The organism is Alkalihalophilus lindianensis (assembly GCF_032843265.1).
GTDB classification, from domain to species: domain Bacteria; phylum Bacillota; class Bacilli; order Bacillales; family Bacillaceae_D; genus Alkalihalophilus; species Alkalihalophilus lindianensis.
The window spans coordinates 1-23,442 of sequence record NZ_JAWJBA010000003.1; the positions used below are offsets into that span (position 1 = coordinate 1).

Annotated in this window: 19 protein-coding genes, 1 pseudogene and 1 other annotated feature; of the genes and pseudogenes, 13 read left to right on the forward strand and 7 right to left on the reverse strand. The window is 38.6% G+C overall.

What is annotated here, in order from left to right; all coding sequences use genetic code 11:
- The 3 genes from RYX56_RS10140 to murC form a co-directional block, all read left to right on the forward strand.
- Nucleotides 1–1,776 (forward strand): DNA translocase FtsK (locus RYX56_RS10140; RefSeq protein WP_317121951.1); only part of this gene is annotated, 1,776 nt, incomplete at its 5' end.
- 131 nt (nucleotides 1,777–1,907) lie between these two features.
- Nucleotides 1,908–3,005 carry a nicotinate phosphoribosyltransferase gene (locus RYX56_RS10145; protein WP_317121952.1) on the forward strand — a complete coding sequence of 366 codons (1,098 nt, stop codon included), beginning with the start codon at nucleotides 1,908–1,910 and terminating at the stop codon, nucleotides 3,003–3,005.
- 250 nt (nucleotides 3,006–3,255) lie between these two features.
- A complete protein-coding gene (gene murC, locus RYX56_RS10150) occupies nucleotides 3,256–4,560 on the forward strand; it encodes a UDP-N-acetylmuramate--L-alanine ligase (protein WP_317121953.1) in 1,305 nt (434 codons plus the stop codon).
- A gap of 83 nt (nucleotides 4,561–4,643) precedes the next feature.
- On the opposite strand, the gene RYX56_RS10155 is transcribed toward murC, so the two are convergent.
- A complete protein-coding gene (locus RYX56_RS10155) occupies nucleotides 4,644–5,768 on the reverse strand; it encodes a M14 family metallopeptidase (RefSeq protein WP_317121954.1) in 1,125 nt (374 codons plus the stop codon).
- Between the two features lie 114 nt (nucleotides 5,769–5,882).
- On the opposite strand from RYX56_RS10155, the pseudogene RYX56_RS10160 reads away from it, so the two are divergent.
- Nucleotides 5,883–5,997, forward strand: a pseudogene (locus tag RYX56_RS10160) (glutathione-dependent formaldehyde dehydrogenase); the annotation flags it as partial.
- Between the two features lie 36 nt (nucleotides 5,998–6,033).
- Here the strand turns inward: RYX56_RS10160 and RYX56_RS10165 are convergent.
- Complete coding sequence (locus RYX56_RS10165) at nucleotides 6,034–7,149, reverse strand: aminopeptidase (protein WP_317121955.1); 1,116 nt, start codon at nucleotides 7,147–7,149, stop codon at nucleotides 6,034–6,036.
- A gap of 172 nt (nucleotides 7,150–7,321) precedes the next feature.
- Here RYX56_RS10165 and RYX56_RS10170 point away from each other — a divergent pair, with 172 nt between their 5' ends.
- From RYX56_RS10170 to RYX56_RS10200, 7 genes are all read left to right on the forward strand, one after another.
- A complete protein-coding gene (locus tag RYX56_RS10170; protein WP_317121956.1) occupies nucleotides 7,322–7,774 on the forward strand; it encodes a DUF948 domain-containing protein in 453 nt (150 codons plus the stop codon).
- A 9-nt stretch (nucleotides 7,775–7,783) separates the two neighbouring features.
- The gene (locus tag RYX56_RS10175) at nucleotides 7,784–8,230 is read left to right on the forward strand and encodes a YtxH domain-containing protein (RefSeq protein WP_317122372.1); all 447 of its coding nucleotides are present in this window, start codon (nucleotides 7,784–7,786) and stop codon (nucleotides 8,228–8,230) included.
- A gap of 277 nt (nucleotides 8,231–8,507) precedes the next feature.
- Nucleotides 8,508–9,584: a bifunctional 3-deoxy-7-phosphoheptulonate synthase/chorismate mutase gene (locus RYX56_RS10180; RefSeq protein WP_317121957.1), complete on the forward strand. Its 1,077-nt coding sequence runs from the start codon at nucleotides 8,508–8,510 to the stop codon at nucleotides 9,582–9,584.
- Nucleotides 9,585–9,865: 281 nt separating this feature from the next.
- Nucleotides 9,866–10,867, forward strand: coding sequence for a catabolite control protein A (gene ccpA / locus RYX56_RS10185; protein ID WP_317121958.1), 1,002 nt, complete (start codon nucleotides 9,866–9,868; stop codon nucleotides 10,865–10,867).
- Nucleotides 10,868–10,898: 31 nt separating this feature from the next.
- The gene (gene motP, locus RYX56_RS10190) at nucleotides 10,899–11,699 is read left to right on the forward strand and encodes a flagellar motor protein MotP (protein ID WP_317121959.1); all 801 of its coding nucleotides are present in this window, start codon (nucleotides 10,899–10,901) and stop codon (nucleotides 11,697–11,699) included.
- Nucleotides 11,689–12,447: a flagellar motor protein MotS gene (motS, locus tag RYX56_RS10195; protein ID WP_317121960.1), complete on the forward strand. Its 759-nt coding sequence runs from the start codon at nucleotides 11,689–11,691 to the stop codon at nucleotides 12,445–12,447. The genes motP and motS overlap by 11 nt, the downstream gene beginning before the upstream one ends.
- Nucleotides 12,448–12,495: 48 nt before the next feature.
- Nucleotides 12,496–13,197: a 5'-methylthioadenosine/adenosylhomocysteine nucleosidase gene (locus RYX56_RS10200; RefSeq protein WP_317121961.1), complete on the forward strand. Its 702-nt coding sequence runs from the start codon at nucleotides 12,496–12,498 to the stop codon at nucleotides 13,195–13,197.
- Between the two features lie 12 nt (nucleotides 13,198–13,209).
- Here RYX56_RS10200 and RYX56_RS10205 read toward each other — a convergent pair whose 3' ends face one another.
- Genes RYX56_RS10205 through RYX56_RS10215 form a run of 3 tightly spaced genes read right to left on the reverse strand, consistent with a single transcriptional unit; the run spans nucleotide 13,210 to nucleotide 15,716 of the window.
- Nucleotides 13,210–14,391 carry an acetoin utilization protein AcuC gene (locus RYX56_RS10205; RefSeq protein ID WP_317121962.1) on the reverse strand — a complete coding sequence of 394 codons (1,182 nt, stop codon included), beginning with the start codon at nucleotides 14,389–14,391 and terminating at the stop codon, nucleotides 13,210–13,212.
- Complete coding sequence (locus tag RYX56_RS10210) at nucleotides 14,388–15,035, reverse strand: acetoin utilization AcuB family protein (RefSeq protein ID WP_317121963.1); 648 nt, start codon at nucleotides 15,033–15,035, stop codon at nucleotides 14,388–14,390. Before RYX56_RS10210 ends, RYX56_RS10205 begins: the two co-directional genes overlap by 4 nt.
- A gap of 48 nt (nucleotides 15,036–15,083) precedes the next feature.
- The gene (locus RYX56_RS10215) at nucleotides 15,084–15,716 is read right to left on the reverse strand and encodes a GNAT family N-acetyltransferase (RefSeq protein ID WP_317122373.1); all 633 of its coding nucleotides are present in this window, start codon (nucleotides 15,714–15,716) and stop codon (nucleotides 15,084–15,086) included.
- Between the two features lie 224 nt (nucleotides 15,717–15,940).
- Here RYX56_RS10215 and acsA point away from each other — a divergent pair, with 224 nt between their 5' ends.
- Complete coding sequence (acsA, locus tag RYX56_RS10220; protein ID WP_317121964.1) at nucleotides 15,941–17,656, forward strand: acetate--CoA ligase; 1,716 nt, start codon at nucleotides 15,941–15,943, stop codon at nucleotides 17,654–17,656.
- 81 nt (nucleotides 17,657–17,737) lie between these two features.
- Here the strand turns inward: acsA and RYX56_RS10225 are convergent, their stop codons facing one another.
- A complete protein-coding gene (locus RYX56_RS10225; RefSeq protein ID WP_317121965.1) occupies nucleotides 17,738–20,635 on the reverse strand; it encodes a transglycosylase domain-containing protein in 2,898 nt (965 codons plus the stop codon).
- A 204-nt stretch (nucleotides 20,636–20,839) separates the two neighbouring features.
- Nucleotides 20,840–21,045, forward strand: a binding site (T-box leader).
- Between the two features lie 85 nt (nucleotides 21,046–21,130).
- Between RYX56_RS10225 and tyrS the strand changes: the two genes are divergently transcribed.
- Complete coding sequence (gene tyrS / locus RYX56_RS10230; protein ID WP_317121966.1) at nucleotides 21,131–22,375, forward strand: tyrosine--tRNA ligase; 1,245 nt, start codon at nucleotides 21,131–21,133, stop codon at nucleotides 22,373–22,375.
- A gap of 86 nt (nucleotides 22,376–22,461) precedes the next feature.
- Here the strand turns inward: tyrS and rpsD are convergent, their stop codons facing one another.
- Complete coding sequence (gene rpsD / locus RYX56_RS10235) at nucleotides 22,462–23,064, reverse strand: 30S ribosomal protein S4 (protein WP_047973103.1); 603 nt, start codon at nucleotides 23,062–23,064, stop codon at nucleotides 22,462–22,464.
- Nucleotides 23,065–23,442: the final 378 nt, after the last annotated feature.

Genomic DNA, 23,442 nt, shown 5'->3' on the forward strand with positions numbered 1-23,442 from the left:
GTAGAACAAGTAGAACAAGTAGAACAAGTAGAACAAGTAGAACAAGTAGAACAAGTAGAACAAGTAGAACAAGTAGAACAAGTAGATCCATTAGTTGAAAAGCAAGAAGTGATGGAAGAACCTTCTACTCCAGTATCTATTTCAATTGGGGAATTAGGAGCTAAGGTAAATCAAACTCAAGAAGAAGAGCCATCTAAATTAGAAGTAAATAAGGATGAGCCAATGGAAAGACCACAGCCTATCAAAAAGGCAAGTGAAAAAAAGGAAGCAAAGGAAAGTATTCCGTTTAATGTGATGATGCTTCCACAAGATCGAAAACCGAAAAAGGTTCAACCCCAGCAAGTTACCGTTCAAGAGAGATATCAACATCCAAGTATCCAGCTTTTAAAGTATCCACAACATCAAGAGGATCAAGATTCCGAGTGGTTAGCTGAACAAGCTGAAGTTCTTGAGGAGACGTTGCAAAGCTTTAATGTTGATGCGAAAGTAGTAAATGTAACGAAAGGACCTTCGGTGACAAGGTATGAAATTCAGCCTGCTCGTGGGGTGAAAGTAAATAAAGTAACAAGTTTAACAGATGATATGAAGCTAGCATTAGCTGCTAAAGACATTCGTATAGAAGCACCGATTCCAGGTAAAAACACAATTGGGATTGAAGTGCCTAACCGTGTGTCAAAACCTGTATTTCTAAGAGAGATCTTACGTCGTGATGTCTTTATTAAACCAGACTCACCTCTAACAGTTGCACTAGGGCTTGATATTTCAGGACAACCAATCGTTACAGATTTAAGGAAAATGCCTCATGGTCTTGTGGCAGGTGCTACGGGTTCTGGTAAGAGTGTGTGTATTAACTCCGTGCTGATTAGTTTACTGTATAAAGCAAATCCTGATGAAGTGAAGTTACTATTAATTGATCCTAAAATGGTTGAATTAGCACCGTATAATCGCTTACCTCATCTTGTGACACCTGTAATCACAGATGCCAAGCAAGCGACTGCAGCCCTAAAATGGGTCGTTGGAGAAATGGAGAGACGATATGAGCTATTTAGCCAACAAGGTGTAAGAGATGTTAGTCGATACAATGAATTGTACTCTGAATCAAAAGATAAACCAGCACTTCCTTACATGTTAGTTGTTATCGATGAATTGGCTGACCTGATGATGGTTTCTCCCCAAGATGTAGAAGATTCCATTTGTAGGATTGCTCAGAAGGCTAGAGCATGTGGCATTCACTTGCTACTTGCTACTCAACGACCATCTGTAGATGTCATTACGGGATTAATTAAAGCCAATATCCCAACTAGAGTTGCTTTTTCTGTATCATCTCAAACTGATTCTAGAACAATACTTGATATGAGCGGGGCTGAGAGATTGCTAGGAAAAGGAGATATGCTTTTCCATGAAAATGGAGCTCCTAAGCCCGTACGAGTTCAAGGGACATTTGTTTCGGACGAAGAGATTGAAGATGTGTTAGCTTTTGTTAAAAAGCAAAGAGAACCAGAATACCTATTTGCTCCTGAACAGTTACAAAAAATGCAAAGCAGCAACGATCAAGATGATGACTTATTTGAAGAGGCGTGTTACTTTGTGATTCAACAAGGAGGGGCATCTGCTTCTAGCTTACAGCGACGTTTCAGAGTAGGTTATAACCGAGCTGCTAGATTAATTGACATGATGGAAGGTATGGGTGTTATTAGTGAAGCGATGGGAAGCAAGCCTCGTCATATTTTAGTAGATGAACTAGAACTTGAAGAGTTATTGTACCCAAGTAGGTAACGTGTATCACCAGCTTTGCCTTGTATTCAGTGTGAAGGTTATATATGATAAGTAAGAGTTTAAGTACTAGATAAAGAGAAAAAGTGTTTAGTTTAGAACTATTAGGATGGGTACAAGGAGTATAAGGGGCTATGAAAGAAATTGAATTGAAAATGCAGGGCAAGATCAAACGATTAACAAATCAAACGTTCAAGTTTGATGAACGAATTCATGAAGGTTGGTTTTCAGCTGTTTATTTTTTGAAAACGCGCGAGATTATTCAAAAATATCATGCTGACAATGTTATTACAATGCAATTTTTTCAAAAAGAGCATGCTATACTATGTGGAACAGATGAAGTGATTGCTTTAATCAAAACATTTGCTAAAAATGCAGATGAACTAGTGATCCATTCTCTAAAAGATGGGGATAAAATTAAGCCATTCGAAACCGTTTTGACCATTACTGGACCTTATCAAAACTTTGGTTTCCTCGAGGGAATTATTGATGGGATTTTTGCTAGAAGAACATCTGTGGCTACAAATGTATATAATGTGGTAAAAGCGGCTAGAAAATCAGGAGTTCAAAAACCTGTTATTTTTATGGGTGATCGTGATGATCATTTTACTCAACAATCTGGTGACGGTTATGCAGCTTATATTGGCGGTTCTAAAGCCCAGGCGACACATGCGATGAATGAATGGTGGGGCAAAAAGGGAATGGGAACAATGCCTCATGCGTTAATTCAATTATTCAGTGGTGATGTGGTGGAAGCGACAAAAGCATACCAAGCAGAATTTCCTGAAGATGAATTAATGGCTTTAGTTGATTATAATAATGATGTGATAATAGATTCCCTAAAAGTAGCACGAGCATTTGGTGACGAGTTAAAAGGAGTAAGAGTCGATACTTCTAGAACTATGGTTGATCAATATTTCTGTAGAAATCCTGAAGTGATGGGAGCGTTTGATCCACGTGGTGCGAATCCCGTTCTGTTGTTTGCATTACGGGAAGCTCTTGATAGAGAAGGATTTAACCATGTGAAAATTGTTGCTACAGGTGGCTTTAATGCAAAACGGATTGAGTCATACGAAGAGCAAGGAGTTCCGATTGATATTTACGGAGTAGGTGGAAGCTTGCTTAAGATACACATCGGATTCACAGGAGACAATGTCTTATTAAATGGAGAACATGAAGCGAAAGCGGGTAGACGGTTTCGTAACAATCCGAGATTAGAACTTGTCGATTAACGGTTAGGTGACCCGCTAATTGCAGTGGGTCATCTTTTTTTAGGTGAAGCCTGAGTAATAAGTGTGAATGAATATGAATGAGTATAAAGTGCCATGGAACAAGTCGAATTGGTGATTGTTGATATTTCTGCTATAATCATTAAAGTGAATCGAAAAGAGCTTATTTTATAAACGGTCTTGATTTACATATCTCATAACCTACACATGAATTGGACGCGTTTGAAACCATGAGGAATTTGGAGGTCCAACTATGACTAAATATCATTTTATTGGAATTAAAGGGTCAGGAATGAGTGCATTAGCACAAATTTTACATGACATGAACAAGGATGTACAAGGTTCAGATGTTGAGAAGCAATTCTTTACACAAAGACCTTTAGAACAAAAAGGAATACCATTGCTAGCGTTTAATCAAGAAAATATTGAAGAGGGTCAACAAGTCATCGTATCGGCAGCTTATGGAGAGGATCATGAAGAGGTTGCACGTGCGAATGAACTTAACGTACCAGTTCAACAATACCCACACTTTTTGGGTGACTTCATTCAACAATTTACTAGTATTGCTGTTACGGGCTGTCATGGAAAAACATCTACGACTGGCTTGCTATCACATGTCTTAGGTTCAGCTTATCCTACATCCTACTTAATTGGAGATGGTTCAGGAAAAGGTGAGCAAGACTCAAAGTATTTTGTGTTTGAAGCATGTGAATACCGTCGTCATTTCTTAAACTACAAACCAGATTACTGTATTATGACTAATATTGACTTTGATCACCCAGACTACTTCAAAGATGTAGAGGATGTCTTCCAAGCTTTTAGTGAGATGGCTATGCAAGTGAAAAAAGCGATTGTAGCCTGTGGGGATGATCAACACTTACAAGGAATTCATGCCAATGTTCCTGTCGTATTTTATGGCTTTAGTGAACAAAATGATTTCCAAGCTAGAAATGTTGAAGTGACAAGTGAAGGAACAACTTTTGATGTATATGTTCGTAATAACTTATACGGGACATTTACAATTCCTGGATACGGGAACCATAATGTACTAAATGCTTTAGCTGTTATTGCTCTTTGTCATTATGAAAGTGTCCCTGCTGAAGTTCTTGAAGAACATTTAAAGACGTTCCAAGGTGTAAAAAGACGTTTCACTGAGAAGGAAATGGGAGGTCAAATTTTGATTGATGACTATGCTCATCACCCAACTGAAATTGCAGCAACTGTCGATTCTGCAAAGAAAAAATATGCAGAGCGAGAGATAGTCGCGATTTTCCAACCCCACACTTTTACACGTACAAAAACATTCCTACATGAATTTGCAGAAGCTTTAAAGCTGGCAGATCATGTTTATTTATGCGATATCTTTGGATCTGCACGTGAGCAAGCTGGGTCATTAACCATTCAAGATCTTCTCGATCTAATTCCAGATGCACAGTTAATCACCGAAGAAGATGTTGCTCGTCTTAAAGAGCACGGGAACAGTACATTATTATTTATGGGTGCAGGCGACATCCAAAAGTTCCAGAAAGCTTATGAAGAAACATTAACTGAGCAGTAAAGATATTCTAATGAAAAACCCCTTATCGTAAGCAGAAAGCATTCTGATTACTAGATAAGGGGTTTTCTTTATTGGTTATTAAATTATTTATGAAGTATTTTTTCGGTAGAAAGGATCGCTTCGATTCCTAATCTAGCTTCTGTGATAACAGATTCTCTCCAATGCGGGTTATCAGGATAGAACATTTCTTTAAATTCATTTAAGATCCACTCGCGATCCTCTTCGTTACTTGCTCCTTCCCAATATAAGTGATTTTCTAATACAATCGTTTGAAACTCTCGAAATTCAGCTTTCTTTCCGGTTCCAAAAGTGCCAAATTCAAAGAGTGCAGAGAAGAGTTCCGTATCAGGAAATTCTTCCGTTTTAACCTTATGGAAATAGTGTGTAGAATCTCCCTTCACTTTTTCACCAGTGAACAATTGGATATTCTTAAGTTGATAGTAAGATTTTAATTCGTCTTCATCTCGCTGATCTAAATTTGAGATAACCATTGTTATTTCGTTAGAGGGTCCCAATGCAGTATGCCAATCCATGTGAATGACACGGTTGAAGTTAGCTAAAAGCTTCTTTTGTATAGATTTTAAAAAGGTGGTAGAGGGTTCTTCTCTTCTCCCACCGAAATAAACCCCTCTCTCAAACTCAAATTGCCCCATTCCTTTAGCTTTTTTTATTCCATCATATCCGGTAGTGACTAAAGCTTTACTGAGTTGTGTATAAAGCTTTCTCTTTTCTTGCTGTAAATCATTAATTTTCCCATTCGGAAGGAAAAGATCACTTTCTTTTGAATAATTCTCATTTATATCCTTAGGAACTGACTGTTTGTCATAAATATAATTACGATTTAAATCCACATTATTTTCGGTTACTCGTCGAAAATGTCTCATTCCCCAAGGGTTGAGAGCATGAATCAAGCAAATCCCTGTAGTATGTGGGTCGATTTGATCGAGATACTCTTCAACGAATAAATGAATCACACCAGCACCTGCGTACCCTTCGATTCCATGTTCACCCGTTGTAAAGAAAAGTACTTGTTTATTCGTAGTGAGTGCTTCTGCATAAATCATATCAATCGTGTTCTCTTCTTTCCCAATAGATTTCGAAGTGATCACGGCATTTGGCCATTTCTCTTTAATTTTATCTAGATGAGAACGGAAAGATTCTCTTGATTCCTCATATGTTGATTTTAAGTAAATATCGGTTTCAATCATCTCTTATACCACCTTTATGTTCTTTTCTAAGAACATTTCCACGAATAACAAATATTAAACGTTACCGGTTCATAAGGTGTAATTAAAAAGCGTACATAATATACACTCTACCAAGATTTTGATCCGACTGATATTATTACACACAGAGTGTCCTTATCAGAGGCTCCTAAAGCGTATGAAATTTTTTTAAAAAGAAGATGGTAACATTAAAGTTATTTTAAAGCCTTAATGAAAAAGAAGCTGCATATCTGCAGCTTCTTTTTCATTATTTTAAGTTTTCCGGATTTAGAGCTTCTAGTTCTTTTATGACAAAACGTCCGTCTTTACGAATAAGAACATCGTCAAAATAAATCTCTCCACCACCATATTCCGGTCGCTGGATATTTACAATGTCCCAGTGGATAGAAGAGTTATTCCCATTTGAAGCTTCCTCATAGCACTGTCCTGGAGTAAAGTGGAAGCTGCCATCAATCTTCTCATCGAAGAGGATATCCTTCATAGGGTGTTGAATATAAGGATTTACACCGATTGCAAACTCGCCAATGTATCGTGCGCCTTCATCGGTATCTAAAATGCGATTAATACGATCTGTATCGTTTGCTTCAGCCTTTATAATCTTTCCATTTTCAAAGGTGAAGGTGATCGACTCAAAAGTAAAACCTTGATATGGTGATGGTGTGTTATAGCTCAATGTACCGTTTATTGAATCACGAATAGGAGCTGTATAAACTTCTCCGTCAGGGATATTCATATGGCCAGCACATTTAATGGAAGGAATGTCTTTTACAGAAAAGGTTAAATCAGTTCCTTCTCCTTTAATATGTACACGATCCGTCTTATCTAATAACTCAACAAGCGAGTCCATCGCTTTATCCATCTTGCTGTAGTCCAAGTTACAAACATTAAAATAGAAGTCTTCAAATGCTTCAGTACTTGTATTAGCCAATTGAGCCATAGAAGAACTTGGGTAACGAAGGACAACCCAGCGTGTTTTAGGAACTCTAATTTCACGGTGGACTTTTGTCCCCACTGTCTTTCCGTGAAGCGCCATTTTCTCACTTGGAACATCAGAAAGTTCAGATATATTATCACCAGCACGAAGACCGATATAAGCATCCATTTCTCCCATCACTTGAGCTTCAAATGCAGCCATCATGTCGAGTTGTTCCTCTCTAGCTTCAAGTAACAATGAACGATCTACCTGATGGTCTTTTAGTAGAACAAATGGTAAGGCCCCAACATTATAGGCTTCTTTCACGAGAGCAGTTACTAATTCTCTTTGTAAGCCGAAATTTTCAATAAGGACTTTTTCACCTTTTTGTAAGTTGACGGAGTATTGAATTAAATTTTTTGCTAACGTCGTAATCCTCGGGTCTCTCATAAGTTTTGCCTCCTTTATCTACCCTTTTATTGTATACGAAAATAAGAAAACTTAATAGTAAGACAAGAATTATAGAAGGAATTTCGTGAATTTTATCGAATAAGTCTTTTATAGATTGTTTTATCTGGTGAGAATAAGGGTAACTGAAGTTTAAGGAGGTGGAAGCAAACACATGGAAAGTTTACTTTATATTAGTGCTATTATCGTAGCTATTGCTTTTGCCGTATTAGTTGGCTATCTTGTTTTAACACTTAAGTCTGCTAATCGAACGCTTGATCATGTTGCTAATACAATGGCAGGTCTTGAAAAGCAAGTGAATGGAATAACTCATGAAACTGAGTTGCTTCTAAGCAAAACGAATCGTTTGGCTGATGATGTTCAGCAAAAAACGGAATCTCTTAATACTGTTTTTGCATCAGTGAAGGAATTAGGAGACTCTGTTCAACAGGTTAATCGTTCAATTCGTCACGTTTCCGGAGTAGTATCAAATCAGGCAGTTAAACAATCTGAACAGATTGCTCAAGCTGTACAGTGGGGAAACGTTGCAATTGACTTTTATACGAAATTCAAAGCTCGTAAGGCAAGACAAGAACAAACATCTACATTACATAAGGAGGAGATTTAAGTGGGAGAAATGAACACAAAAGATTTTCTAATTGGGTCACTTGTCGGAGGAATTGTCGGAGCATCAACAGCTTTATTGTTAGCTCCTAAGTCAGGAAAAGAATTACGTGATGAGTTAAATGAACAAGCTCTTGTTGCTCGTGAAAAGACAAATCAATTCACGTCGACAGCTTACGAAAAAGGAAACGAATGGGCTAACTATGCAAAAGAAAAATCAAACAATATTGCTAAGGTAGTATCAGATCAATCAGCGCAAGTTACTGAAAAGGTAAAAGAAGTAACAAATAGTGCTCGTAGTGAAGCTGAAGAGGTAAAACAATCTGCTCAAGAGCTAGCTGAGGACCTATCTGGCGATCTTCAAGCATCAGGTGAAGAAATTGCTGAAAATGTTAAGAGTGAAGTAGATGATATTCAAAATAAATTAGAAGAAGAGAAGGAAGCTCAACGCACAACTTAATCTTCTTTATTGATGGAGAGCCAGCAAACACACTAAGTGTGTTTGCTGGCTCTTTCTCATTAGATGGCAATGGTATCTCGATTGAAGAATTTATAGAATGTTTTGCATAAATGGGTCGATGTATAGTAAGATGGGGGACAATTATTTAAAAACAAATTACTTTAGTGCTTAAAAGCGTCTAATTAGTAAAGAAAAAATTCGTGACATTCAGTTAATTTTGTTTTATAATGAATCCTAATCAAGAAAGAAGCCAAAGAGAAGAGGAGTGGAGAGTAATATGAGTAACGAACAATTAGATACGTTGAGATCAGAATTAGACGAGGTGAATCTGAAGCTTCTTGAATTAATTAATGAGCGTGCAAGAGTCGTACAAGAGATTGGAAAAGTAAAAGGGAAGCAAGGGGTTAATCGTTTTGACCCAGTACGTGAGCGTAGTATGCTAGATCATATTGCGACACATAACGAGGGACCATTCGAAACATCTACTTTACAACATTTATTCAAACAAATCTTCAAAGCTAGCCTTGAGCTACAAGAAGATGATAATAGTAAAGCTTTACTCGTATCCCGTAAAAAGCACCCAGAAAATACAATTGTTGATTTAAAAGGTGAAAAAGTTGGAGATGGAACACAACGTCTCATTATGGGACCATGTGCAGTAGAGAGTTATGAGCAAGTTCTTTCTGTTGCAAAGGCAATGAAAGAAAGAGGCTTGAAATTATTACGAGGTGGAGCATTTAAACCAAGAACATCTCCATATGATTTCCAAGGTCTTGGTCTTGAAGGGTTGAAGATTTTAAAGCAAGTAGCAGATGAGCTTGATATGGCTGTTATTAGTGAAATTGTTAGCCCGCAAGATATTGAAACAGCAGTAGAATATGTCGATGTTATTCAAATTGGCGCACGTAATATGCAAAACTTTGAACTATTAAAAGCAGCAGGTTCGGTGAATAAACCTGTATTACTTAAACGAGGATTATCAGCTACAATCTCTGAGTTCATCCATGCTGCAGAGTATGTTGTGTCAAAAGGTAATGGACAAATTATGTTATGTGAGCGTGGAATTCGTACATACGAAAAAGCAACTCGTAACACATTAGATATCTCAGCTGTACCTATTTTAAAACAAGAAACACATCTTCCTGTATTAGTAGATGTGACTCACTCAACAGGCCGTCGTGATTTACTTCTTCCGACAGCTAAAGCTGCCTTTGCAATTGGAGCAGATGCAGTAATGGCAGAAGTTCATCCGGACCCTGCGGTGGCTTTATCTGATTCTGCACAACAAATGGATATTCCTCAATTCAATGAATTCATTGATGAGTTGAAAGCTTCCGGGTTATATAAAGGATAAATAGCAGAATAATTAAGCCGTCCCTTATAACAAATATAAGGGACGGCTTTTAATTTAGATAAAAAGGTACATCCTATATAAAAGGTACGTTCATACGGTGACTATGCTGCAAAGTTGATACGATATGAAAAAATCGTGGATTCTTACACAAAGCTGTCAAATATTTTCCCTGAGTGTCGATATAAGTAGAGTAAAGACATTGCGGACCTCATCATAGTATCGTATGATAGCAATACATTGAATACGTGAATAATGCGTTAATATGATAGAGGAGGATTACAGTGAATACGACGATTTATGATGTAGCAAGAGAGGCAGGCGTTTCGATGGCGACCGTATCCCGTGTCGTCAATGGCAACCCAAATGTTAAGCCAGCAACAAGAAAGAAAGTATTAGAAGCAATTGAACGTCTTGGATATCGTCCAAATGCTGTTGCGCGTGGTTTAGCAAGTAAGAAAACAACAACGGTAGGGGTTATTATTCCTGACATTTCAAGTATTTTCTTTGCTGAGCTTGCTCGAGGGATCGAAGACATCGCAACCATGTATAAATACAACATCATTTTGTGTAACTCAGATCAAAATAAGGACAAGGAAATTCACCTTATTAATACGCTTCTTGAAAAGCAAGTTGATGGAATTGTCTTCATGGGTGGTCAGATTACAGAGGAGCATGCTGAACAATTCAAGCGCTCACCTGTACCTGTCGTTTTAGCTGCGACACTTGATACAAACCTTGAAATACCTTCTGTTAATATTGACTACAAGCAAGCAGTTTATGATGCGATAACTCACTTAATTGAACAAGGTCATGAGCAAATCGGTATGGTATCCGGAACGTTAGATGATCCGGTTAATGGCTATCAAAAGTTTGCTGGTTATCGTGCGGCGATTGAAGATGCGAAATTACCTTTCAATGAAGATTTAATCGTCATTGGTGATTACACATATGATTCTGGAATTGAAGCGATGGATTCTCTTTTAGAATTAGATCAAAAGCCTACAGCGATCTTTGCTTCGACTGATGAAATGGCATTAGGTGTGATCCACGGTGCTCAAGATCAAGGGTATAACATTCCTAATGACTTTGAAATTCTTGGGTTTGATAACACGCGACTAGCAACCATGGTTCGTCCTACTTTATCAACAGTCGTTCAGCCTATGTATGATATTGGTGCTGTTTCCATGCGCTTGCTTACAAAATATATGAACAAAGAAGAAGTAGATAATCATATCGTCGTCCTGCCACACCGCATTGAATTTAGAGATTCAACAAAGTCATAATTAATTGAAATGACTGAGCAGGGAGAGGAACATGAAAAAATTTGATATCTTGACACCAATAGGAGTATTCCTTGGAATAACGGTCCTCTTATTGGCAGTATTCTCGAATTCAGGACCTTCAGGACTTATTTTCTTTATTCAAGTTGCTTCCATTTTAATTGTACTTGGAGGTCTAATTGCTGCTCTTACTATTACCTTTTCTATTGCTGATTTAAAAACAGTACCTAAAGTGTTGAAGGAGTCTGTCCAAACAGTCGACCATGACCTTGAAGGCTTAATTGACACCTTTGTAGAATTATCCGGTAAAGCACGGAGAGAAGGTTTGTTAGCTCTTGAAGTGGGCTTAGAAGACGTGAAGGATCCTTTTATTAAAAAAGGAGTTTTACTTGCAGTCGATGGGATTGAGCCGGATATTATTAAAGATATTATGATGGCAGAAGTTGTAGCAATGGAAGAGCGTCATCGTAAGGGGCGTGCAATTATTGAAAAAGCGGGAGAATATGCCCCAGCTTGGGGAATGATTGGTACATTAATAGGTTTAGTACTTATGCTACAAAACCTTAATGATCCTACGACATTAGGTCCTAACATGGCCGTAGCACTTCTTACTACCTTGTATGGAACGGTCCTTGCTAACCTTATTTTTCTACCAATGGCAACAAAGCTTGCTAATAAAACAGATGAAGAGGTTTTTGTGAAGCAGGTTATTATAGAAGGTGTTATTGGAGTGCAATCTGGTCAAAACCCTAAAATTCTTGAAGAAAAGTTAAGCGCCTTTATGCGTGAGAAACCAAAGGCTGAAGAAGCGGAGGATGAAGACGATGAAGCGTAGGCGACGCCAACAAGAGAAGGGTGCCCCGAAATGGATGGTAACGTTCTCTGATATGATGACGCTTATTCTTGTATTCTTTATCTTACTTTTTTCAATGTCAGTGGTAGATGCTCAGAAATTCCGTGCAATCTCAGAGTCTTTTCAACAACGACAAGTTTTTGAGTTTTTTCCATCAGCTATTGAATTTGAAAACCCTTCTGAAGAAATTGGCGAAGAGTTTCCTAACCCTTACGAAGATGGTGGATTTAGTGAGGAGAATTCGAATCCTAATGAACTTGATATGGATGAATTATTAGAAGAAGTTCAAGAGTTTCTTGAAGAAAATGAAATGAATGAACTTATTTCTGCTACTCGCGATGATCGAGGGGTAGTTCTTGTTTTACAAGAGCGCACATTATTTGAAACAGCAGAGGCAGACTTAATTGACTCAGCAGAACCGTTTCTTGGAAAAGTAGGTACGTTGTTAAGCGCTATTCCGAATATGGTTAAAGTAGAAGGACATACAGATAGTAGACCCATTTCAAATTTTCGTTATCCCTCTAACTGGGAGTTATCTGGTGCGAGAGCAAGCAGTGTCATCCGTTATCTAGTTGAAACGAATGACCTTGACCCTCAACGTTTTGTAGCTACCGGGTACGGTGATACTCGTCCTGTAGTGCCTAATACAACTGTTGAAAATCTTCAGTTAAACCGTCGAGTGGTCATTGTTATCTCTGACCCTACATATTCAGACGAGGATACATTTTAGCCCGAGAATTTTTCTCGGGTCCTTATTTTTGTTAGAGAGGTGATTTCTTTGAAAGTCGCAGTTATAGGTGCAATGAATGAAGAAATTGAACGAATGCTTACAGAGATGGAAGTCGAAGAAACAATTGACTATGCATCTGTTCGTTTTTATAAAGGTAAAATGCTCGGGAGAGACATTGTTTTATGTAAATCAGGGGTCGGAAAAGTTAACGCAGCATTAACTACTCAAGTGTTAATCGATCGTTTTGGTATCACTCATATCTTATTTACAGGAGTTGCAGGTGCTCTAGATGAACGATTGGATGTAGGAGACCTTGTCATCTCTACAAGTGCGATGCAACATGATTTAGATGCTAGTCCATTGGGCTTTAAACGGGGTGAGATTCCGATGTTTGAGGGCGATTCAGACTTTAGGGCTTCAGAAGCTCTGTTAACATATGCTGAAAAAGCAGCAGAAGGTCTAGTGGATAGAACAGTCATAACGGGAAGAGTTTTAAGTGGAGATCAATTTATTGCTGACGCAGAACAAGTAGCAGAATTAAGAAAAACCTTTAATGGAGCTTGTGTGGAAATGGAAGGTGCTTCGGTTGCACAAGTGGCAACAATGAATAAAATTCCGTTTGTCATTATTCGTTCAATTTCAGATAAAGCAAATGGAGCTGCTTCTATGAGTTTTACTGAATTCACTGATATTGCTAGTGAGCAATCTCATATCCTTGTTAAGTCCATCTTACAACAACTTAAAGGATAGCAGTTTTATCTGCTATCCTTTTTTAGCTATGTTTTTTTTCTCATTTCGAATATGATAAAGAGCTTTCTCTAATGTCTTATTATTCTTTTCAGTGATCTCAAGTTTTCTTGGAATATTAGGAATAATTGATGGATCATCATGCCAACTAGTCGGGAGCTCATCAGTTGTCTCCGGTTGCCATCTTTCTAACCATGAGGTAGGGATGGGATCGTCAAGTATATGCTGTTGATTTGTCATCTCAAGCCAAATAACGGACCAAGCACGAGGAACCACTCTCCACATATCATATCCACCACCACCTACTGCAATCCATTTCCCTTCACAGTAGTGATGGGCTAATTCATGCGCTAGCTTAGGGATAAACTCGTATGTTTTCATTGAAGAACATAAATGAGTTAAAGGGTCATAATGATGTGCATCAACCCCATTTTGCGTTAAGATGACATCTGGTTTGAAGAATTCTACAACCTCTTTAAAGGCCGTTTCATAGACGTGGATAAATGAATCGTCTTCTGTAAATGCATCAATTGGAAGATTGATAGAAAAACCATACCCCTTACCAGATCCCTTTTCTCCCACACTTCCTGTACCAGGGAAGAGGTAGCGCCCAGTTTCGTGAATACTTAATGTACAAACATCAGGATCGTCATAAAAAGCCCATTGAACCCCGTCACCGTGATGGGCATCGGTATCAATATAAAGCACTTTAGCACCATACTTTTGCTTAATGTATTCAATTGCTATTGAACTATCATTATAAATACAAAATCCCGAGGCACGTCCTTTAAAGCCATGATGTAAGCCGCCTCCTAAATGAAGGGCGTGTTGGCTTTGTCCAGTCATTACAGCGTCAACAGCAGTGAGGGTTCCACCCACTAAAAGGGAAGCTGCTTCATGCATATTAGGGAAGACAGGGGTATCCTCGGTATTTAATCCAAAGTTTGAAGCAATTCCGTCAGAAAGCTCACCTTTTCCACCTTGCTTAACCGCATCAATAAATGCCGGATCATGTACAAGTTCAAGTTCTTCATCGGTTGCCATTCTTGGTTCAATCATCTGCTCTTTTGATAAAGCTTGAGCGCTTGTGAGCAAATCATAAGTAAGCTGAAGCCTTTGATGATTAAATGGGTGACTTTCATTAAAACGATAGGTCAGCTGTTTGTCTGAATAGATAAATAGAGCTTCGTGTGTCATAGGTTAATCCCTGGTTGTTTTGGCCAAATGACCTCATATCCTTCTTTTTCAATCGCATGAATGATACGTCTTGGGTCCATTGTTTGGACTCTAAAAACAAGGATTTTGTATTCAGGATTTTTATAAGGATAAACAAGGACACTTGTAATATTAATATGAAGCTCTTTGAAAATATTTGCAATACTAGCAAGCATTCCTGTTTTGTTTAGCACTTTTACTTCAATATGAGAACTAGGTTGGTGAGCACCCATTAATTCAACCAACGTATGAAGAACATCTGTCTCTGTAATGATGCCTAATAACTCGTCATCTTCTGTGACAGGTAAACATCCAATGTTATGTTCATAGAAAATGGTAGATACCTCTTCAACAAAATCAAGCGGATGAGCAGTAATCACATTCCGTTGCATAATTGATGATACCGGTTTCAAAAAATCTTCTAAATGCTCTGTTGAATGAAAGATAGAAGGACTCGCATCTCGAATGTCTCGATCCGAAATAATCCCAACAATTCGCTTATTAGGCCCCTCTACAATAGGAATATGACGTATACGATACTTATCTAATAGTAGCATCGCATCTTTGATAGGAGCATTCTCAGTCAAAGTTAATACGTCTCTTTTCATTATCTCTTCTATAATCATGGCTGTACTCACTCCTTTTTCAAATGAAAGTAAGTCAATTGCTAGATATTAGTACATAAAGCGATTTTGGAATCTAAGTTGATCGAATTGTTGAATCGAATCAGTATCAATGCGTTTACCGATTCTAGCCATCAAGCAATTTGCTGGGTGAGAGCTGATCTCAGGGTCGTCTGTTGCATACCATTCTAACCCACCGGCATTCATCATTTTCTCCATTACTTTGCGATAAGCCCATACATCAAGGCCGCTTCCTTTAAGATCCCAATGCCAATAATACTCAGTTGTAATGACAATGTAATCTTCCATTGCATCATCCTTCATGGAGAGACGAAGGAGGTTTTTACCTACTTGAGCTCCGCGGTACTTTGGAGCAATTTCAATGGCTCCGAGCTCAATAAGATTTTCCATTTTACCTTCAGACCATCTTTCCATCGGATCAGGATATACAAACGTCACATAACCAACAATTGTATTTCCATCTCGTACAACGTTGATCCGGCCTTCCGGAAGTTTTGCAATTCCAATTAAAGCTTTTTTTTGTTCAGTTGAAGGTCTAAAAGAAACTAAGTCTTCATGAAAATCATAAGAAGCTAACTCTTCAGCGGAAATAGGACCTTCTAGTAATAACGTTCCCTCAGAATAAGTAACTTCCATAGAATAATACGTCTTAGGATGATCCATTTTGTAGTAACCACCTTTTGCCATGCAGATTCGCCTTTATTATACATGATAAAGGAGCTTAGTTGGTAAGTTCACAGAAATTAGCGAAAATTGTTCAAGAATTGTGAGCCACTTTCAGTAAGTAATTTACAAAAGTCGACTTGACTATTAATTTAAAATTGAATAAATTTTCAGTCTGTATTATAATAGATTTGAAAATACATATATAGAGAGGAAGATGTATAATGAATGTGCAAGCGCTTCCATCTGAAAAAGGATTATTTAACTTAGAAAATTACGATGAGGCTGTAAAAAGTTTTGACTGGTCTACCGTTGAAAAAGAATTTTCATGGAGTGAGACAGGTCAATTAAACCTAGCTTATGAAGCGATTGATCGTCACGCAGAAGGTACAAAAGCAGATCATGTTGCATTGTATTATAGCGATGCAAACAGAGACGAAAAGTATACGTATAATGATTTGAAAATTCAGTCAAATAAAGCGGGTAACGTGCTTCGAGATATTGGCGTAGAAAAAGGAGATCGAGTTTTTATTTTCATGCCTCGTTCACCTGAACTTTATTTCTCCATTCTTGGAACAATCAAAGTAGGGGCTATTGTTGGTCCATTATTCGAAGCCTTTATGGAAGGGGCAGTACGTGATCGTCTTGAAGATAGTGAAGCAAGAGTTCTTATTACAACTCCAGCATTACTTGAGCGAGTACCAGTTGATGATCTACCTAATCTTGAAAAAGTATTAGTTGTAGATGAGTCAGCTAAAGAAGAAGGCCCTTACCTAAATTTCTTCACACGTTTAAACGCAGCAAGCGAAGAGCTGGATATTGAATGGGTAGATCGTGAAGATGGATTAATTCTTCATTACACTTCTGGTTCGACAGGAAAGCCTAAAGGTGTGCTACACGTTCACAATGCAATGCTTCAACATTATCAAACGGCTAAATGGGTTCTTGACCTTAAAGATGACGATGTATACTGGTGTACAGCAGACCCTGGTTGGGTAACAGGTACGTCATATGGAATCTTCGGGCCTTGGCTTGCAGGTGTAACAAATGTTGTTCGTGGCGGACGATTTAGTCCGACCGACTGGTACGACACATTACAACGTTACAACGTATCAGTATGGTATAGTGCACCTACAGCGTTTCGTATGCTTATGAGTGCGGGAGATGAACTTGTTAAAAAATACGATCTCTCTTCACTTCGCCATATCCTAAGTGTGGGTGAGCCCCTAAATCCGGAGGTTGTACGTTGGGGAATGAAGGTCTTTAACTTACGTATTCATGATACATGGTGGATGACTGAGACGGGTGCACAACTTATTTGTAACTACCCCTCTATGGAAATTCGTCCTGGTTCAATGGGTAAACCGATTCCAGGTGTGAAAGCCGCTATTATTGATGATCAAGGAAATGAGCTACCTCCAAATCGTATGGGTAACTTAGCAATTCGTAAAGGCTGGCCTTCAATGATGCGTGCTGTTTGGAACAATGAACCAAAGTATAAGAGCTATTTTGAAATTGATGGCTGGTATGTTTCTGGTGACTCGGCTTACATGGATGAAGATGGCTATTTCTGGTTCCAAGGTCGAATTGACGATGTGATCATGACATCTGGAGAGCGCGTAGGACCTTTCGAAGTCGAAAGTAAGCTTGTTGAGCATCCAGCTGTTGCCGAAGCAGGGGTTATTGGTAAACCCGACCCAGTTCGAGGAGAAATCATTAAAGCCTTCGTTGCACTTCGTGAGGGATATGAAGTGACCGATGAGCTTCAAGAAGATATTCGCAACTTTGTTAAAAAAGGGTTAGCTGCTCATGCTGCACCAAGAGAAATTGAATTCCGTTCTAGTTTACCTAAAACGCGTAGTGGTAAGATTATGCGTCGTGTCTTAAAGGCATGGGAGCTTGACTTACCGACTGGTGACTTATCAACAATGGAAGATTAATAGAGTAGCACCGTTTGCATCTTGCAAACGGTGTTTTTATATGAAAAAAGCGAAACCCGGTTAAGGGTTTCGCTTTTTTCATTATTCATCATCTGAAGAGTCTTCAGGATCGTCGGTACTTTCTGTATCTTCTGTATCTGGTGACTCTTCGTCTTCATCACTTTCTTCATCGTCATTATCATCTTCAGCTTCTTCTTCTTCTTCATTGTTTTCTTCTTCTGGTGAAGGTGTTTCTTCTTCAGCTGGCTCAGAAGATTCTTCTGGCTCTGACTCCTCTATTTCTTCTGAGTAATCAGCACCTTCAGCTTGGGAAGAAGAGGAGGACTCTCTTCCTGCTGTGTCGACAGCTGTTACGTAATAAGCATATGAACCGTCGCTAACTGAATAGTTTGTAGAAGTATTTCCTTTTACAAGTCCTACTTGTTCAAAGTTAGTACTTCCATTAGAAGCTCGGTAAATACGATAACCTACAATATCATTATCCGGATGCTTACTCCATGTAAGAGAGTTGCTGTTTAATGAAACACCACTCACAGCTCCTGGCGCTCGTCCGTTATTAGGTGCATTTCGGTCAGGTACTATTCCTTGCATTGAATCTGGCAAGTAGTCACCGATATTACTAACACCAAATATTGTATCAGGCACAGTAACACCTACATCTGTGAATTCTTGTGGTGTAGAGTCTAGTGCAAGGTAGTTTTGATCGTTAATACTTACATAACGAGCACTATTCAGATTAGAATCAGCTGATCCTGGTAAGAAATTAGCGTTAAATAAATCTGATCTTACAAGGCCAGCTTGCTCACAAAGAGAGGTAGGTGCTTGTCCTGTTATACTACAAACGGATCTGCGTACAATTCCTTCAGGCATAGCAAACTGTTCACTTGGTGCTAGGAGCTCTGGTTTTTGATCATAAGCAGCATTTGCAATGTTTGACCAAATTCGTTGAGTTCGTGGACCATAACGTAAACCGTTTACTTCTCTCTCAATTTGTTGATTTTGACGATAACCAATCCACACACCTAATGTCACATTTGGATTCGTCGCTACAAACCAAGAATCTTGATACTTGCCTGTTGTTCCTGTTTTGCCAGCCCAATCAGCAGAAAATTTCAGACGTCCTGGCACGGAACTTGCTGTACCGCCTGGGCGTAGTACATCTCTCATCATATCAATACTTAAATAATTGGTTTGAGGTGTAAAGACATTAATCTCTTTTCTTTCATGTTCATATACTAATTCACCAGAAGCTGTTTCAATCCGTTCAATCATAAATGGCTCTACTCGATCACCATTATTTCCAAAGGTGGAAAAGGCACTTGTATTTTGTTCAACTGTTACGTCAAAAGCACCACCGAGAGCAGCTGATTCGTAAGGTTGTGCTTCATCACTAGGTGTAAATCCTAAATTAATCATTGTTTCACGAAGGCGTTCATGTGGTACACGTTGAAAAGAACGTACAGCCGGCACATTTCTGGAGCGAGCTAACGATTCACGGACTGAAATTAATCCTGCATAACCGTTATCAAAGTTTGAATAGGGTGTACCACCACTATACGTAGCCGGAGTATCAGGAACAACAATACCAGGTTGGATGACGCCAATCTCTAAAGCGGGCCCATATGCTAACAGGGGTTTCATTGTTGAGCCATTAGGCCTTGTAGCTTGTGTAGCGTAATTGTAATGATTTTCCATTTTACCTTCGTCACGCCCGCCTACAAAGCCTTTAATTGCACCAGTGTGGTTTTCAATTAAGACAGCTCCAACTTCTTCTTGATCCTCTCCTTTAATTGGACCAAATAAGGAAGGATCATTAACAGATTCTTGCATCGCGATATAGATATCTTTATCGATAGTCGTATGAATACGATAACCGCTTCTTCTTAGATCTGCTCTTGCCTCTGCCTCAAGCTCGCTGAACAGTGCAGCTCGTTCCTCACCTTCAAGCTCACTTAATTTTTCCTTATTATCTTCTACTAATTGCTCTAAAAGAATCTTCTCTGCTCTATCCATCACTTCAAACGTTAAATAAGGATAATCGTCAATAGGTGACGGTGTTCGATTTGTAAGATTTTCACGAATATCATACGTAAGTGCTTCCTGATATTCCTTCTCATTAATAAAACCGCCTTCATACATTCTCCGTAATACGGTATCCATACGTCTAAGGCCTGCTTCTAGACTATCTTTTACTTCACCACTTCCTGTAAAAGGAGTGTAACCGAATGGACTTTGGGGTAAACCAGCTATAAAAGCAGCTTGTGGAATGGATAAGTCTTTTGCATCGACTCCAAAAATTCCTTGTGCGGCAGCTTGAACTCCAGCAATCTGTCTACCTGAAGCATTTCGTCCAAATGGGACCACATTAAGGTAGGCTTCAAGGATCTCCTCTTTTTCAAGGAAATGTTCAAGACGCATAGCAAGAAGAATCTCCGTTGCCTTCCGGTCAAATGACACTTCACTTGTTAAAATTTGTTGTTTAATTAATTGTTGAGTTAAGGTACTACCTCCCGTTTGGACAGAGGAGTTTGCCACCTCTTGGAACGTGGCACGCATAATGGCTTTAGGGACGATCCCTTCGTGTTCATAGAAATGTTCATCTTCTGTTGCAATAACAGCATTCTTTACGTGGTCAGACATTTCATCTAACGAAACTTGATGGCGCTCAAGTTCTGTTGGAAGTTCTCCTATATACGTATCATCTGCAAAAAAGATTTGACTGGATTCTTCGTAGTTATAAATATCAGCTACCATAGAATCTTGAGATCGTAATGGCTCATCTTTAACTAGAGATGCAAAATAACCAGCCGCGGTTCCTCCAATAAAGAAGATAGACATTAATCCAACAATTATAACGATAAGGAATAAGTTCCAAAATACTTGATATGTAATGCCTATCTTACGAAAGATTTGTTTTTCATGTAGCTTTTCTGAGAAAAATCTCAATTTATCAACCAGTTGAGAATAAAAACTCTTCATAGCATACCTCCTAAAATTTCTAAATAAATGACTAGTTTGGCTTTTGATTTTTAGAAAAAGTGTGTAAAATAGTCCAATCTAAAGCAAGAATAACAGCCATATTATAGCATAGGTTGACAATTGATGATATGTTTTTACATATAATCCCCAGCTTAGTCATTGACAACAAAAATAAAAATGTGGTAAAAAGAGAACAGTATATTTAAGTTAGCTTTGAAGGGTCGAAGTAGGTGCTATTTACTTTTTTAGAGAGCTGATGGTAGGTGAAAATCAGTAAAGGGATAGTATGCGAATTACAGCCTGGAGCATTTCTTGTCTAACAAGAACGGTCATTCCGTTATCATGTTGAGTGGGAGTCTATAATGATATAGCTTCAACAAGGGTGGTACCGCGAGAACCTCGTCCCTTTTTTGGGAGGAGTTTTTTTTATTGCCCAAAATTCAATAAACAGGTGACTATAGGTAAAGACTGGCTTTTATAAAAGGAGGAAATAAGATGAGTGAAGAAGCGAAATTAACAGCAGAACAATCGCAAGAGGTCGAACGCCAACTCGATATTTTAAAGCGAGGTGTGGTAGAAATCACACCTGAACATGAATTTAAAAAGAAAATTGAGAAATCGATTCTCTCAGGTAAGCCACTAAAAATTAAATTAGGAATGGACCCATCGGCACCAGATGTTCATTTGGGTCACACAGTTCCTCTTCACAAACTTCGTCAATTCCAAGAGCTTGGTCATGAAATCCAAATGTTAATTGGAGATTTTACCGGACGTATTGGAGATCCAACTGGTAAATCTGAAACTAGAAAGCAGTTATCAGATGAAGATGTAAAAAGAAATGCCCAGACGTATGTAGAACAATACGGCAAGATTCTTGATATGGATAAAGCTAAAATTTACTATAACTCAGAATGGTTAAAAGCTTTATCCTTTGAAGATGTCATTGGACTATCCGCAAATATGACGGTAGCTAGAATGCTTGAGCGAGACGATTTTGAAAAGCGTTATAAATCAGGTCAACCCATTTCAATTCACGAATTTTTCTACCCATTAATGCAAGGTTATGATTCTGTAGCTCTAGAGTCAGATATAGAGGTAGGTGGAACCGATCAGAAGTTCAATCTATTAATGGGCCGTACGTTGCAAGAAGCATACGGAAAAGAAAAGCAAGTTGCGATCACCCTGCCTTTAATAGAGGGTTTAGATGGGGAAAGAAAAATGTCTAAGTCACTAAATAACTATATTGGGATTGATGAGTCACCGAATGAAATATTCGGAAAATCAATGTCGATACCGGATGAATTAATGATCAAATATTACAAGCTTGCAACGGACTTGCCTATGGACGAGATCGACGCCTTAGAAGCAGGAATTAAGGAAGGGACAATCCATCCAAGAGACGCCAAAATGGACCTTGGAGCTAAATTTGTTGAAATGTATCATGGAAAAGAAGCAGCGGAGGAAGCTAAGACCTATTTCCAAACCGTTTTCCAAAAACGTTCATTGCCAACAGATCTTCCTGAAGTTGAGTGGACAGGTGAGAGTGAAGTATGGGTGGTTGACCTTCTTGTTGAGTTGAAGATGATGTCCTCAAAAGGTGAGGCGCGTCGCATGGTTCAAAATGGCGGGGTTAAGCTTAATGAAGAAAAAGTAGAAGATGTTCAAGCTCAAGTTAAGATGGAGAACGGACTCATTGTTCAAGTAGGAAAACGTAAATTTGCTAAAATCATTATGAACTAATGGTAAAAAGAAGAGCATTGATTTGCTCTTCTTTTTTATGCAAAAAAAAGAACCTGGCATAAGCCAGATTCTTTTTATCACTACTATTAACGAGAGTAGAACTCAACGATAAGAGCTTCAGTGATTTCAGCTGGAAGTTCAGAACGCTCAGGTTGGCGGCTGAATGTACCTTCAAGCTTTTCAGCATCGAAAGTAACGTATGCTGGTACGAAGTCAGTAGCTTCAAGAGCTTCTTTGATCGCACTTAGATCACGTGATTTTTCACGAACAGCAATTGTTTGACCAGGCTTCACGCGGTATGAAGGAATGTCTACACGACCTCCATCAACAACGATGTGACCATGGTTAACTAATTGACGAGCAGCACGACGAGTACGAGCAAGACCCATACGGTAAACTAGGTTATCAAGACGTGATTCTAAAAGAATCATGAAATTTTCACCGTGGATACCAGGCATTTTGCCAGCATCATCAAAAATACGACGGAATTGACGCTCATTCACACCAAACATGTGACGAAGCTTTTGCTTCTCTTGAAGTTGAAGACCGTATTCCGATAATTTTTTACGTTGGTTTGGACCGTGTTGACCTGGAGCATACGGACGCTTTGATAATTCTTTACCAGTACCGCTTAGAGAGATTCCTAAACGACGAGATAATTTCCAAGATGGACCTGTGTAACGAGCCATAATAAGACTCCTCCTTGTTATTTTGATGTTGCAAAATAACAACCGATGGGTAATCCCTTAATATGGTCATTTTGCCTTCATGTATCTTCGCTTCGACAGCTAGAAGTTACGCGATACACCTCAAGTTTGCAGCCGCATACCGAGGAACAAAATGATCTTACATACTAAGCTTACCTAGGCTGTCGTATTTCACACAAAGATCAGTATAACTTTTATGCCTGAGCAAGTCAAGCTTAGTCTTATAGAAAGTAATAAAGAGATCGTGAGTAAATTGTCGGAAAGTTTTCGGGAAAAAATAGTGGTAAATTATAGTAATGTTATATTAGTTGATTTATAATAACAGTAACAAATACCTATGTGAGATATGAAAAAATGTCT

What these genes read in the sequence shown, in the direction of transcription:
- rpsD (WP_047973103.1), bottom strand. Translation starts at nt 23,064, where the DNA reads ATGGCTCGTTACACAGGTCCATCTTGGAAATTATCTCGTCGTTTAGGA.
- RYX56_RS10155 (WP_317121954.1), bottom strand. Translation starts at nt 5,768, where the DNA reads ATGATTGAAACCGATATTTACTTAAAATCAACATATGAGGAATCAAGA.
- motS (WP_317121960.1), top strand. Translation starts at nt 11,689, where the DNA reads ATGAAGCGTAGGCGACGCCAACAAGAGAAGGGTGCCCCGAAATGGATG.
- motP (WP_317121959.1), top strand. Translation starts at nt 10,899, where the DNA reads ATGAAAAAATTTGATATCTTGACACCAATAGGAGTATTCCTTGGAATA.
- RYX56_RS10170 (WP_317121956.1), top strand. Translation starts at nt 7,322, where the DNA reads ATGGAAAGTTTACTTTATATTAGTGCTATTATCGTAGCTATTGCTTTT.
- RYX56_RS10180 (WP_317121957.1), top strand. Translation starts at nt 8,508, where the DNA reads ATGAGTAACGAACAATTAGATACGTTGAGATCAGAATTAGACGAGGTG.
- RYX56_RS10205 (WP_317121962.1), bottom strand. Translation starts at nt 14,391, where the DNA reads ATGACACACGAAGCTCTATTTATCTATTCAGACAAACAGCTGACCTAT.
- RYX56_RS10215 (WP_317122373.1), bottom strand. Translation starts at nt 15,716, where the DNA reads ATGGATCATCCTAAGACGTATTATTCTATGGAAGTTACTTATTCTGAG.
- murC (WP_317121953.1), top strand. Translation starts at nt 3,256, where the DNA reads ATGACTAAATATCATTTTATTGGAATTAAAGGGTCAGGAATGAGTGCA.
- acsA (WP_317121964.1), top strand. Translation starts at nt 15,941, where the DNA reads ATGAATGTGCAAGCGCTTCCATCTGAAAAAGGATTATTTAACTTAGAA.
- RYX56_RS10225 (WP_317121965.1), bottom strand. Translation starts at nt 20,635, where the DNA reads ATGAAGAGTTTTTATTCTCAACTGGTTGATAAATTGAGATTTTTCTCA.
- RYX56_RS10210 (WP_317121963.1), bottom strand. Translation starts at nt 15,035, where the DNA reads ATGATTATAGAAGAGATAATGAAAAGAGACGTATTAACTTTGACTGAG.
- RYX56_RS10175 (WP_317122372.1), top strand. Translation starts at nt 7,784, where the DNA reads ATGAACACAAAAGATTTTCTAATTGGGTCACTTGTCGGAGGAATTGTC.
- tyrS (WP_317121966.1), top strand. Translation starts at nt 21,131, where the DNA reads ATGAGTGAAGAAGCGAAATTAACAGCAGAACAATCGCAAGAGGTCGAA.
- RYX56_RS10165 (WP_317121955.1), bottom strand. Translation starts at nt 7,149, where the DNA reads ATGAGAGACCCGAGGATTACGACGTTAGCAAAAAATTTAATTCAATAC.
- RYX56_RS10145 (WP_317121952.1), top strand. Translation starts at nt 1,908, where the DNA reads ATGAAAGAAATTGAATTGAAAATGCAGGGCAAGATCAAACGATTAACA.